The following is a 12458-nucleotide window of genomic DNA, read 5'->3' as shown; positions in this document are numbered from 1 at the left end:
GCGCGCGCCCTAACGGCGTGTCGGTGTACAGACGCGCCGTTTCGCGGGTTGGCGGCGCGAGGACCTGCTCATGCTGCGTCTACGTAGCTCAGCAGGCCTTTTCTAGCATTGGCGCGGAACACTAGGGCGGCATGCGGTCGATGAGGTTTGACAGCACGACGGTGCTTTCGCTGCGTTCGACGTCAGCGCTGGACCGGATGCGCTCGAGGGCGGCCTCCAGATGCCGCATGTCATGAGCGAGCACGTGCAGGATCGCGTCGGACGTGCCAGTCACCGTTGCCGCGCTGACCACCTCGGGGATATTCACCCAGGCGGCACGCAGCTGATCAGGCGCAATCCTGCCGTGGCAGAAGATCTGCACGTAAGCCTCGGTGTTCCAGCCGAGCGCGTTGCGGTCGACCACCGTGGTGAAGCCCTTGATGACGCCGCTCTCGAGCATCCGGTCGACGCGGCGCTTCACCGCCGGAGCGGACAAACTCACCTTGTGACCGATCTCGGCGAAGGTGGCCCGTGCATGCTCGGCCAGCTCGGCGAGGATGCGTTCGTCGGTGTCATCCAGGCGGTCCATCGGCCCTCCTCCGTTCTAAGCACGCAACGAATCACCACAGATTCGAGGTTAACGCAATGTATCAATGGAAAATACGCAACGACCATCGTTTGATTGTGAAATCAGAGCCAAATATCGTTGGTTTATGACGGATTCCTACGTCGCTGCTGCCCGTCTAGGGTCACCTGCACGCCGCACCCCCCGGACGCGGCGGTATGCAATGACCCCGCCGGCCTTCTTTGCCGTCGCATACGCGATCAACCCCTGGATGGACGTCACCGCGCCAGTCGACGTCCAAGTCGCGCAAGCACAGTGGGAGCACCTCCACCAGACCTATCTTCGGCTAGGCCACAGCGTGGATCTGATCGAGCCCATTTCCGGGTTACCGGACATGGTGTACACCGCCAACGGTGGGTTCATCGCGCACGACATCGCCGTGGTCGCCCGGTTCCGGTTCCCCGAACGAGCTGGTGAGTCTAGAGCCTATGCCAGCTGGATGTCCTCGGTCGGATATCGCCCGGTGACCACCCGCCACGTCAACGAGGGACAGGGCGACCTGCTGATGGTTGGCGAAAGGGTGTTGGCGGGCTACGGCTTTCGCACAGACCAGCGCGCACACGCCGAAATCGCCGCGGTGCTTGGTCTGCCGGTGGTCTCCCTCGAGTTGGTCGACCCACGGTTCTATCACCTGGACACCGCGCTGGCCGTGCTCGACGACCACACGATCGCCTACTACCCGCCGGCGTTCAGTACGGCAGCGCAGGAACAGTTGTCGGCGCTGTTCCCCGACGCGATTGTGGTCGGCAGTGCCGACGCGTTCGTGTTCGGACTCAACGCCGTCTCTGACGGTCTGAACGTAGTGCTTCCGGTCGCGGCCATGGGTTTTGCGGCGCAGTTACGCGCAGCCGGCTTCGAGCCGGTCGGTGTCGATCTGTCCGAGCTGCTCAAGGGCGGCGGTTCCGTCAAGTGCTGCACGCTGGAGATACACCCATGACAAATCTCGCGGATGCCACTCAGGCCACTATGGCACTGGTCGAAAGGCATGCAGCGCACAATTATTCGCCGCTGCCTGTGGTGGCGGCCAGCGCTGAGGGTGCGTGGATCGCCGATATCGACGGCCTGCGCTACCTGGACTGGCTGGCTGCGTACTCGGCGGTCAACCTTGGCCATCGCAACCCCGCGAGCACCGCCACGGCTCATGCCCAAGTCGACACCGTCACCCTGCTGAATCGGGCCTTGCATGCCGACCGACTCGGGCCGTTGGGCGCCGCGCTTGCCCAGCTGTGCGGCAAAGACGTGGTGTTGCCAATGAACTCTGATGCTGAAGCGGTGGAGAGCGGTCTTAGGGTCGCCCGCAAGTGGGGAGCCGACGTCAACGGCCTCCCCGCGGGCCGGCACGATATCATTTTGGCAAACAACAACTTTCATGGCCACACCAGCAGTGTCGTCAGCTTCTCGTCGGACCCGGCTGCGGGCAGCGGCGTCGAACCTTCTACCCCGGGACTCCGCTCGGTACCGTTTGGCGATGCTGCGGCACCGGCGCAGACAATCGACGACAACACCGTCGCTGACCTGCTCGAGCCGATTCCCGGCCAGGCGGGCATCATCGTCCCGGCCGACGACTACCTGCCGGCTGCGTCGAGCACAACGTGCTGATGATCGCCGACGAAATCCAATCGGGGCTGGCCTGTACGGGTTACCCGTTCGCCTGCGACCACGGGGGTGTGCTGCCAGACATTTACCTGCTCGGCAAGACACTTGGTGGCGGTGCGGTTCCGTTGTCGGCGATGGTCGCGGACCGCGAAATCTTCGGCGTGGTGCATCCCGGCGAACACGGGTCGACGTTCGGCGGCAATCCGTTGGCCGCCGCGATCGGTACCCCCGTGGTTTCCATGGTCGTCTGGGGAGAATGTCAAGCTCGCTCCGCTAAATTGGGTGCGCATCTGCATCAGCGCCTGGCGGACCTGATCGGCGATGGTGCGGTGGCCCTGCGCGGCCTCGGATGGTGGGCTGACGTCGACATCGAACGGGCGCTTGCCATTGGCACAGACATGAGCATGCGGTTGGCCGATCGCGGTGTGCTGTTAAAAGACACCTACGGCGCCGCCCTGCGGTTCGCGCCGCCGTTAGTGATCACCGCGCAGGAGATCGACTGCGCGGTTCGCCGGTTCGCCGACGCGCTATGGGAGGCGGGTTCATAATTGCCGACAACGTCGATGAGCCTTCGAGAACTGATGCTGCGGCGCCGCCCGGTGAGCGGCGCCCCGGTCGCATCCGGGGCATCGGGGAACCTCAAGCGGAGTTTCGGCACCTTCCAGCTGACCATGTTCGGGGTTGGCGCGACGATAGGTACCGGCATCTTTTTCGTGCTTGCCCAGGCAGTTCCAGAGGCCGGCCCGGGCGTGATTGTTTCGTTCATCATCGCCGGCATCGCCGCTGGGCTCGCGGCTATCTGCTACGCGGAACTGGCTTCCGCCGTGCCGATTTCCGGGTCGGCGTACTCCTACGCGTACACGACGCTGGGCGAGGCGGTCGCGATGGTGGTGGCGGCCTGCCTACTGCTGGAATACGGGGTAGCCACCGCAGCGGTCGCGGTCGGCTGGAGTGGCTACGTGAACAAGCTGCTGAGTAATCTGTTCGGATTTCAGATGCCGCACGTATTGTCGGCGGCGCCGTGGGACACCCATCCCGGTTGGGTGAACCTGCCCGCCGTCATCCTGATCGGGCTATGCGCGCTGCTGTTGATTCGAGGGGCCAGCGAGTCGGCGAGGGTCAACGCGATCATGGTGCTGATCAAGCTCGGCGTGCTGGGCATGTTCATGATCATCGCGTTCAGCGCGTACAGCGCCGACCACCTCAAGGATTTCGTCCCATTCGGCGTCGCCGGCATCGGCTCCGCGGCGGGCACGATCTTCTTCTCATACATCGGCCTTGACGCGGTGTCGACCGCCGGCGACGAGGTGAAGGACCCGCAGAAGACCATGCCGCGTGCGCTGATCGCAGCGCTGGTGGTCGTCACCGGTGTCTACGTGCTGGTCGCACTGGCCGCGCTGGGCACCCAACCGTGGCAGGACTTCGCAGAGCAGGAAACCGCCGGGCTGGCCATCATCTTGGACAACGTCACGCATGGCGAATGGGCCAGCACGATTCTGGCCGCCGGTGCGGTGGTCTCGATTTTCACCGTCACGCTGGTCACCATGTACGGCCAGACCCGGATCCTGTTCGCGATGGGGCGCGACGGGCTGCTGCCGGCGCGGTTCGCGAAGGTGAATCCGCGCACCATGACGCCGGTGCACAACACGGTGATCGTCGCGATCTTCGCATCGACGCTGGCCGCCTTCATACCGCTGGATAGCTTGGCGGACATGGTGTCCATCGGCACGCTCACCGCGTTCAGCGTGGTGGCTGTGGGTGTGATCGTTCTACGGGTGCGCGAGCCCGACTTACCCCGAGGGTTCAAGGTACCCGGTTACCCTGTGACGCCTGTTCTTTCGGTGCTGGCCTGCGGGTATATCCTGGCCAGCTTGCACTGGTACACCTGGCTGGCGTTCAGCGGATGGGTGGCGGTGGCAGTGATCTTTTACCTGATGTGGGGTCGGCACCACAGTGCGCTCAACGAGGAAGTGCCGTGACCATCGTCGTCGGGTATTTGGCTGGCAAGGTCGGTCCGTCCGCATTACATCTAGCCGTCCGCGTCGCGCGGATGCACAAGACGTCGCTCACAGTGGCCACCATCGTGCGCAGGCACTGGCCGACACCGTCGCTCGCCCGCGTCGACGCCGAGTACGAGCTCTGGTCTGAGCAGCTGGCTGCCGCCTCCGCGCGAGAGGCCCAGCGCTACCTGCGCAGACTGGCCGACGGGATCGAGGTCAGCTACCACCACCGCGCACACCGATCGGTGTCGGCTGGTCTGCTCGACGTCGTCGAGGAACTCGAAGCCGAGGTGCTGGTGCTGGGGTCGTTTCCCAGCGGGCGGCGCGCGCGGGTGTTGATCGGCTCGACCGCCGACCGGCTGCTGCATTCGTCGCCGGTACCGGTGGCGATCACCCCCCGCCGCTACCGTTGCTACACCGACCGGTTGACACGGCTCAGCTGCGGCTACTCCGCGACGTCGGGTTCGGTCGACGTGGTGAGGCGATGCGGCCACCTGGCCAGCCGGTATGGCGTGCCGATGCGGGTGATCACATTCGCGGTCCGCGGCCGGACCATGTATCCGCCCGAAGTGGGGCTGCATGCCGAGGCTTCGGTTCTGGAGGCATGGGCGGCGCAAGCGCGAGAACTGTTGGAAAAACTAAGAATTAACGGCGTCGTGAGTGAAGACGTTGTGCTGCAAGTGGTCACCGGGAACGGCTGGGCGCAGGCGCTGGACGCTGCGGACTGGCAGGACGGGGAGATCCTGGCCTTGGGCACCTCGCCGTTCGGTGATGTCGCGAGAGTATTCCTCGGCTCCTGGAGTGGCAAGATCATTCGCTACAGCCCGGTCCCCGTGCTAGTACTACCGGGCTAGATCGCAACTAGCGCTGTGTGGCAGCATTGGCCGCCGCCTGTGCCTGCCTCAGGGTTGTCGTGACATCGCCACGGCCGAGGAACATTTCGTCGAAGTAGGGTTCGAGGGCCTGCTGTCCGGCGGCGAAGCCGGCGCCGCCGGGGGCCGCAATGCGCGGACCGTTCAACACCGCGAAGAACGGCGTGACATCGACGCCCCTAGCAGACCAGTAGTCGAAGTAGACCGGTTGCGCAGACAACACCGCGGGGATGGCCGCACCGTGGCGGCCCAGGTAGGAGTTGCCCTCCGTGCTGCCCATCCAGGCCAGCACCTGACGCACCGCATCCGGATGTTTGGACGCCGAATTACCAGCTGCAGCAATACCATTGGTGACGCTTACCCGGCCTGCGGGGCCGGCGGGAAGCATCGCCACACCCCAGTGGAAGAGGGCGTCACGGGCTACCGGCGCCAAACTGTAGGTGCCGGACTGGAATAGCGCCATCTTGCCAGCCAGAAACTGGTTACGGGAGAAATCGCCGTTGTCGTTGGTGTCCGAGGCCGGCGGTGCGACGTGGTCGTCGTTGATCAGGCCGACCAGATAGCGGAAGGCTTCGATGGCGCCGGGGTTATCGAACGCGAACTTGCCGTCGCGCTGGAACACACCGCCGGCCGAGCCGATGTAGTTAAGGTAGATGGCCTGAGGATCGTTGGCGGCGTTGTATCCCCACTGGCGGACCCGCCGAGCATCGAATCCTGGCGTGTTGGCGGTGCGTCCATCGGCGTCGACGGTGAGCCTAGCCAGCATCGGGCGCAAGGTGTCGTCATCGCCGCGACTCCATCGCAAGTTGTCCACCTGCGTGGGGTCGACACCGGCGGCAGCCAGCAGATCGGCGTTGTAGAACACGGCAATTCCGGCGTCCGTCAGTTGCGGCACACCCCACAAGACGCCGGACCGAGTGAACTGGTCAACCACCGCCGGCTCCCAGTCGGCGGCATCGGTCTGAATCTTCATTAGCCGGCCACTGTCAGCGTAGGCGGCGAAGTAGGCGTTGGATAGCCAGAAGATGTCGTCCGCGCTGCCGCCAGCCACGTCGGTGCGCAGGGTTTCGAAGTAGGTCGAATAGGCCACCAGATTGGTGCGCACCTCGATATCGGGATGGCTGCGGGTGAATGCCGCAAACGACTGTCGATACGCCGCAGCAATCGGCTCGTCCCAGAGTCGCACCGTTACGACGATCTTTCCGCCACGCGGTTCGGCGGAGAGCCCCAATAGCACCGCCGTCACACCCAGCAGGATCGCCACCAGCACAAGGGCGGTGGCGACCAGCGTGGACTGGCGGGGCCGGGTCACTTGAGCCCCGAGACCACAATCGATGCGACGATGTGCCGCTGGAAGGTCACGAAGAGCGCAATCAGCGGCACGATTGCCACCGTGGTCGCCGCCATCACCAGCGTCCACTGGTCGTTGAACCGCGACTGCAGGTCAGCCGTCGCCACCGTTAGGACACGCCATTTGTGGCCGCTGGTGATCACCAACGGCCACATGAAGTTGTTCCACTGCGAGACCACGGTGATCATCGCCAAGGCGGCCAGGACCGGCCGGCTGCTTGGGATCACCACATGCACGATCACGTCCAAAGTGTTGGCACCGTCGAGGCGCGCGGCATTGATCAAGTCATCTGGGATGAGGCGAAAGTGCTCGCGTAGCAGGAAAATCGCGTACGGCGAACCGAACATAAACGGGAGCACCAACGCCCAGAACGTGTTGCGCAGGCCTAGCTGGGCCATCATCAGATACAGCGGCACCACGGTCACCGTCCCCGGCACCATCAAGGTTGCGACGTAGACCCAGAACAACGCATCACGTCCCCGAAATTGCAACCGCGCGAACGCGTAGGCGGCCAGCACCGAAAATGTCAGCTGGCCCAGCAGGATCACCGCCGTCATCAACGCGGTCACCACCGCCGCGCGGCGAAATCCGGCATCGGCGATATCGGCGTAGTTGGCCAGCGTGGGCGGTCGCGGCAACTGCAGCGGAGTACCCGTCGCGAACTGGTGTGCGGAAGTGAACGAGGTCAACAGGCCAAGCAAGAAGGGGGACAGCGTGATTACCGCGCCGATCGTCAGCACCGCGTAGACCGCAGTGTTGGAGACGCGACTAGGTGAGCTCATAGCTGATCCGCCGCCGGAAATACAGATGCTGCACCACGGTGGCACCGACCAGGATGACGAACAGCACCACCGCCATCACCGATGCCCGCCCGATTGCCGCGGCCCCAAACGCCTCGGCGTAGATGCGGTGGGCCACCAGGTCGGTGCTGCCCTGCGGCCCACCGCCAGTCAGCGCGTAGACGGTGTCGAAAACCTGTGCGGCGCTGATGATTCCGGTAACCAGGACGAAGAACATGGTGGGCCGCAACATGGGCAGGGTGATGCGCCAGAAGCGCTGCCAGGCACTGGCGCCGTCGGTGCGTGCGGCGTTGTGAATGTCCTGCGGAATCGCCATTAATCCGGCTAGGAAGAACAACGAGACATATCCGACGTTGGTCCACACCACGACGGCCGAAACCACAGGAAGCGCGAGGCCTGGATCGGTGAGCCATTCGATGCGGTGTCCGAGCACAGTGCTGATCGCGCCGTCGGTGGGCGCCACAATCCAGCGCCACATCACCGCGATCGCCAGCGGTGCACAGATCCAGGGCAGCACGTACAGCGTGCGGAACAGGCCGGTGCCCGGCAGTCGCCGGGCCAGCAGGGACGCGGCCAGCAGTCCCAGTACTGTCTGCGCCGGGACCACGATCGCCACGAAGACGGCGGTGACCACCAATGAGTCTGCGAAGCCGGAATCGGTCAGCACCGACCGCCAGTTGGTCAGGCCGACGTAGCGCAGTGGGCCCAGCAAGTCCCACCGGTGCAGGCTCAGCCATACCACCACCAGGATGGGCAGCAACAAGAAGGCGACCACGCCCACCAGGCTGGGCGCCAGCAGGGCATATGCCAGTGCCGTCCTCCGACGTGGCGCGTCGCGCATGGGTGTATTAAAGCTGGTCGTTACGGTGGAGTCGTGACACCGAACCGGGGGATCGATGAAGACTTCCTGGACCTGCCGCGCCAGCAGTTGGCCGACGCCGCATTGTCGGCGGCCGCCACGGCCGGGGCCAGCCACGCCGACCTGCGGGTTCACCGCATTAGCACCGAGATCATCCAACTGCGTGACGGTGAGCTGGAGACCGCGGTGATCAGCCGTGAGCTCGGCCTGGCCGTCCGGGTAATCGTCGCGGGCACGTGGGGATTCGCCTCCCATGCTGAGTTGGCACCCGACGTCGCGGCCGCGACCGCTCGCCATGCGGTACACGTGGCTACCGTGCTGGCGGCGCTGAACACCGAGCGGGTCAGATTGGCGCCCGAGCCCGTATACACCGACGCGGAGTGGGTCTCGAACTACCGGATCGATCCGTTCGGCGTTCCCGCCTCCGAGAAGATCGCCGTGCTGCGCGACTACTCCGGGCGGTTACTGGACGCCGACGGCATCGACCACGTATCGGCCAGCTTGAACGCCGTCAAGGAGCAGACCTTCTACGCCGACACCTTCGGGTCATCGATTACCCAACAGCGGGTGCGGCTGCTGCCGTGCCTGGATGCGGTTGCTGTTGATTCCGCGGCGGGCAACTTCGAATCGATGCGGACGTTGGCTCCGCCGACCGCCCGGGGCTGGGAAGTGGTGGCCGGCGACGAGATCTGGAACTGGACCGACGAGCTCGCGCAGCTGCCATCGCTGTTGGCCGAGAAGGTCCGAGCGCCTAGCGTGATGCCGGGGCCCACCGACCTGGTGATCGACCCCACTAACCTATGGCTGACTATTCACGAATCCATCGGCCACGCAACCGAATACGACCGTGCCATCGGCTACGAGGCTGCCTATGCCGGGACATCGTTTGCCACCCCAGACAAACTCGGCACCCTGCGCTACGGCTCGCCGGTGATGAACGTGACCGCCGACCGTACCGCCGAATTCGGCTTGGCCACCGTCGGTTACGACGACGAGGGAGTGGCCGCGCAGAGCTGGGATCTAGTGCGTGACGGGGTGTTCGTTGGTTACCAGCTCGACCGGGCGTTCGCCCCACGGTTGGGGGAGCCACGTTCCAACGGCTGCTCGTATGCCGACTCGCCACATCACGTGCCGATCCAGCGGATGGCCAACATATCGCTGCAGCCGGGCATCGAAGACCTCAGCACCGCGGACCTGATCGGCCGGGTCGACGACGGGATCTATATTGTCGGCGACAAGTCATGGTCGATCGACATGCAGCGCTACAACTTTCAGTTCACCGGCCAGCGTTTCTTCCGCATCCGAGGTGGCCAGCTGTACGGGCAGCTGCGTGATGTCGCCTATCAATCGAGCACCACCGATTTCTGGAATGCCATGGAAGCCGTGGGCGGGCCGTCGACCTGGCGAATGGGCGGAGCCATCAACTGCGGCAAGGCCCAGCCCGGCCAGGTTGCCGCGGTCAGCCATGGCTGTCCGTCGGCGTTGTTCCGGGGCGTCAATGTGCTCAATACTCGTACTGAAGGTGGTCGATGATCGAGCCGCAGCACGCCGTCAACATCGTTTTAAAGGAAGCGGCCAGGTCTGGCCGGGCGGACGAGACCATGGTGCTGGTCACCGAAAAGGTCGAGGCGACACTGCGTTGGGCGGGCAATTCGATGACCACCAACGGCGTTTCCCACAGCCGAAACGTCACCGTGATTTCGATCGTCCGACGGGGAGATAGCGCCTTCGTCGGCTCCGTGGTCTCCGCCGAAGTGGACCCGTCGGTGCTGCCCGGTCTGGTGGTGTCCTCCCAGGACGCGGCCCGCTCCGCGCCGGAGGCCGGTGATGCCGCGCCGCTGCTTGCCGATACCGGAGAGCCCGACGACTGGGATGCCCCGGTTCCGGGCACCGGGGCAGGGGTTTTCACCGGTATCGCCGGCTCACTGAGCAGGGGCTTCCGCGGGGCCGACCGCTTGTACGGCTACGCGCACCGCAGTGTGTCCACGACGTTTCTGGCATCGTCGACGGGTCTGCGCCGCCGCTACACCCAGCCCACCGGGGCGATCGAGATCAACGCCAAACGCGGCGACGCCAGCGCTTGGGTGGGGATCGGCACACCCGATTTCGTCGAGGTGCCCATCGATCTGATGCTCGAGCGGCTGTCGACGCGGCTGCGGTGGGCGCAACGCACCGTCGAGCTGCCGGCCGGGCGCTACCAGACCATCATGCCTCCGTCGACGGTGGCCGACATGATGATCTACCTGGGTTGGTCGATGGCCGGGCGCGGCGCGCAGGAGGGCCGAACCGCTTTCTCGGCTCCTGGCGGTGGAACCCGGGTGGGAGAGCGGTTGACCGAGCTGCCGCTGACGTTGTTCACCGATCCGGCTGCGCCGGGTCTGGCGTGTACGCCGTTTGTGGCGGTGAGCAACTCCTCGGAGACGCAATCGGTGTTCGACAACGGCATGGAAATCAGCCAGGTGGACTGGATCCGCAGCGGTGTGATCAATGCGCTGGCGTATCCACGGGCCACTGCCGCCAAATTCGACGCCCCAGTTGCGGTCGCCGCCGACAACTTGATCATGACCGGCGGGTCGGCCGATCTCGCCGACATGATCGCGGGCACCGAGCGCGGACTGTTGCTGACCACGCTGTGGTACATCCGCGAGGTCGACCCGACCACGCTGCTGCTCACCGGGCTGACCCGCGACGGTGTCTACCTGGTCGAAGACGGCGAGGTCAGCGCGGCGGTCAACAACTTCCGGTTTAACGAAAGCCCACTGGACCTGCTGCGACGGGCCACCGAAGCAGGTGTCAGCGAGCCGACACTGCCGCGCGAATGGTCAGATTGGGTTACCCGTACCGCGATGCCGCCGCTGCGGATTCCCGACTTCCACATGTCCTCGGTGAGCCAGGCGCAGTAGCGTGTGAAGGGTGCCGGCCCCGGTTTCGGTTCGTGACGATCTGTGTCGGTTGGTGGCGCTATCGCCGGGCGACGGCCGGATTGCGGGGCTGGTGAGGCAGGTGTGCGCGCGGGCGCTGTCGCTACCGTCGTTGCCGTGTGAGGTTGCGGTGAACGAGCCGGAGTCGCCGGCCGAGGCCGTCGTTGCCGAGTTCGCCGAGCAGTTCAGCGTCGATGTCTCAGCGATCACCGGCGAGCAGCGATCCCTGCTGTGGACGCATTTGGGGGAAGACGCTTTCGGTGCGGTTGTGGCGATGTACATCGCCGACTTTGTGCCGCGGGTGCGCGCCGGGTTGGAAGCATTGGGCGTCGGCAAGGAGTATCTGGGCTGGGTAACCGGGCCGATCTCCTGGGATCACAACACCGATCTGTCCGCTGCGGTGTTCAACGGATTTCTGCCGGCGGTGGCCCGGATGCGGGCACTGGACCCGGTCACCTCTGAGCTGGTGCGGCTGCGTGGAGCTGCGCAGCACAATTGCCGGGTGTGCAAGTCGTTGCGGGAGGTCTCCGCGCTTGATGCGGGCGGTTCGGAGACGTTGTATGGCGAGATCGAGCGTTTCGATACCTCGGTCTTGCTCGACGTTCGCGCAAAAGCCGCCCTGAGGTATGCAGATGCGTTAATTTGGACCCCTGCGCACCTCGCCGTCGACGTTGCCGTCGAGGTGCGCTCCCGGTTCTCGGACGACGAGGCCGTCGAGCTGACCTTTGACATCATGCGCAACGCCAGCAACAAGGTTGCAGTGTCGTTGGGTGCTGATGCGCCCAGGGTGCAGCAGGGCACCGAACGGTATCGCATTGGGCTTGACGGTCAGACGGTGTTCGGTTGACGGCGGTCTGGCAGCTCCGCGACGCTGTGGTTCGTATACGTTGACTGATGTAGGGCCAGGTCAGCGCGCCAGGTACCGTCGAGGCGTGTCGTTTCGGGCGGGTAAGGCTCGATTCGAGGGCGCCGGCTGATTCCATGAGGCGCTATTGGAGCGTGCTGTGATGACTCCGGCCAGCCAGGCGGCGACCGAACGGCAGAAGTGCCACGGCGTCTGGGCGCGGCAGCCGAGGTCACGCGAGTCGGTGTCTTAGATCAGGCTGAAGACGTCGGTGTCGACCACCGTCGCCGCTACTTGATTCACGAACGCGCCGCCTGAAGAAACGCCTGGAATTCATCGTCAGTTAGGTCGATCCCGCCGTCGATGTCTGGCCCGGGGGCGCTGGCCAGTTGCGAGAGCTCTTCCATAAACTGTTTTGTGCGACCAGGCCCGGGCGTGTTGATTGGGTCGCGGCTGATTCGAGTCGTCAATTCCTGCAGAGCAGTCGCGAGGGCGGCTAGGTCCTTGATCGCAATCTCGCCGCTGGGGGCGGCAGCGTCAACCAGATGGAGCTCGATCTCCTTCATCATCGCAGCTACCTCCTTAGTCCATGCTTCGGCGAGTCGTCACCA

The 12458-nt window shown here is 64.8% G+C and carries 11 protein-coding genes; 6 read left to right on the top strand and 5 right to left on the bottom strand.

The window, feature by feature from the left end:
- Nucleotides 1-121 precede the first annotated feature (121 nt).
- Nucleotides 122-568 (bottom strand): AsnC family transcriptional regulator, encoded by a 447-nt coding sequence (locus Rv2324; RefSeq protein NP_216840.1) that lies wholly within the window; start codon nt 566-568, stop codon nt 122-124.
- Between the two features lie 64 nt (nt 569-632).
- Between Rv2324 and Rv2323c the strand changes: the two genes are divergently transcribed.
- The 3 genes from Rv2323c to Rv2319c all read left to right on the top strand — a co-directional run bounded on the left by Rv2323c (nt 633) and on the right by Rv2319c (nt 5054).
- Entirely contained in the window at nt 633-1541 is a 909-nt protein-coding gene (locus Rv2323c; RefSeq protein NP_216839.1) for a hypothetical protein, read from the top strand.
- A 1207-nt stretch (nt 1542-2748) separates the two neighbouring features.
- Nucleotides 2749-4179 carry a cationic amino acid transporter permease RocE gene (gene rocE, locus Rv2320c; protein ID NP_216836.1) on the top strand — a complete coding sequence of 477 codons (1431 nt, stop codon included), beginning with the start codon at nt 2749-2751 and terminating at the stop codon, nt 4177-4179.
- The gene (locus Rv2319c; RefSeq protein ID NP_216835.1) at nt 4176-5054 is read left to right on the top strand and encodes a universal stress protein; all 879 of its coding nucleotides are present in this window, start codon (nt 4176-4178) and stop codon (nt 5052-5054) included. The genes rocE and Rv2319c overlap by 4 nt, the downstream gene beginning before the upstream one ends.
- A gap of 7 nt (nt 5055-5061) precedes the next feature.
- On the opposite strand, the gene uspC is transcribed toward Rv2319c, so the two are convergent.
- The 3 genes from uspC to uspA are packed head-to-tail and all read right to left on the bottom strand — an operon-like array spanning nt 5062 to nt 8064.
- Entirely contained in the window at nt 5062-6384 is a 1323-nt protein-coding gene (gene uspC / locus Rv2318) for a sugar ABC transporter substrate-binding lipoprotein UspC (RefSeq protein ID NP_216834.1), read from the bottom strand.
- The gene (gene uspB / locus Rv2317) at nt 6381-7205 is read right to left on the bottom strand and encodes a sugar ABC transporter permease UspB (RefSeq protein YP_177866.1); all 825 of its coding nucleotides are present in this window, start codon (nt 7203-7205) and stop codon (nt 6381-6383) included. Before uspB ends, uspC begins: the two co-directional genes overlap by 4 nt.
- Nucleotides 7192-8064 carry a sugar ABC transporter permease UspA gene (uspA, locus tag Rv2316; protein ID NP_216832.1) on the bottom strand — a complete coding sequence of 291 codons (873 nt, stop codon included), beginning with the start codon at nt 8062-8064 and terminating at the stop codon, nt 7192-7194. The genes uspB and uspA overlap by 14 nt, the downstream gene beginning before the upstream one ends.
- Nucleotides 8065-8097: 33 nt before the next feature.
- On the opposite strand from uspA, the gene Rv2315c reads away from it, so the two are divergent.
- Genes Rv2315c through Rv2313c form a run of 3 tightly spaced genes read left to right on the top strand, consistent with a single transcriptional unit; the run spans nt 8098 to nt 11850 of the window.
- On the top strand, nt 8098-9615 hold the full coding sequence (locus tag Rv2315c; protein NP_216831.1) for a hypothetical protein: 1518 nt from the start codon (nt 8098-8100) through the stop codon (nt 9613-9615).
- On the top strand, nt 9612-10985 hold the full coding sequence (locus Rv2314c) for a hypothetical protein (RefSeq protein NP_216830.1): 1374 nt from the start codon (nt 9612-9614) through the stop codon (nt 10983-10985). The genes Rv2315c and Rv2314c overlap by 4 nt, the downstream gene beginning before the upstream one ends.
- Before the next feature lie 10 nt (nt 10986-10995).
- Nucleotides 10996-11850, top strand: a complete 855-nt coding sequence (locus tag Rv2313c; protein ID NP_216829.1) for a hypothetical protein — start codon at nt 10996-10998, stop codon at nt 11848-11850.
- Nucleotides 11851-12146: 296 nt separating this feature from the next.
- Here Rv2313c and Rv2312 read toward each other — a convergent pair whose 3' ends face one another.
- The gene (locus Rv2312; RefSeq protein NP_216828.1) at nt 12147-12416 is read right to left on the bottom strand and encodes a hypothetical protein; all 270 of its coding nucleotides are present in this window, start codon (nt 12414-12416) and stop codon (nt 12147-12149) included.
- Between the last annotated feature and the right edge of the window lie 42 nt (nt 12417-12458).

The organism is Mycobacterium tuberculosis H37Rv (assembly GCF_000195955.2).
Taxonomy (GTDB): domain Bacteria; phylum Actinomycetota; class Actinomycetes; order Mycobacteriales; family Mycobacteriaceae; genus Mycobacterium; species Mycobacterium tuberculosis.
Note: the sequence above shows the minus strand (reverse complement) of the source record. Positions and strands in the feature narration are given on the sequence as shown.

Bases quoted from the DNA above. Each gene is read 5' to 3' on its own strand.
- Rv2324 (NP_216840.1), bottom strand. From the start codon at position 568: ATGGACCGCCTGGATGACACCGACGAACGCATCCTCGCCGAGCTGGCC.
- Rv2323c (NP_216839.1), top strand. From the start codon at position 633: ATGGAAAATACGCAACGACCATCGTTTGATTGTGAAATCAGAGCCAAA.
- uspB (YP_177866.1), bottom strand. From the start codon at position 7,205: ATGAGCTCACCTAGTCGCGTCTCCAACACTGCGGTCTACGCGGTGCTG.
- uspA (NP_216832.1), bottom strand. From the start codon at position 8,064: ATGCGCGACGCGCCACGTCGGAGGACGGCACTGGCATATGCCCTGCTG.
- Rv2314c (NP_216830.1), top strand. From the start codon at position 9,612: ATGATCGAGCCGCAGCACGCCGTCAACATCGTTTTAAAGGAAGCGGCC.
- Rv2312 (NP_216828.1), bottom strand. From the start codon at position 12,416: ATGATGAAGGAGATCGAGCTCCATCTGGTTGACGCTGCCGCCCCCAGC.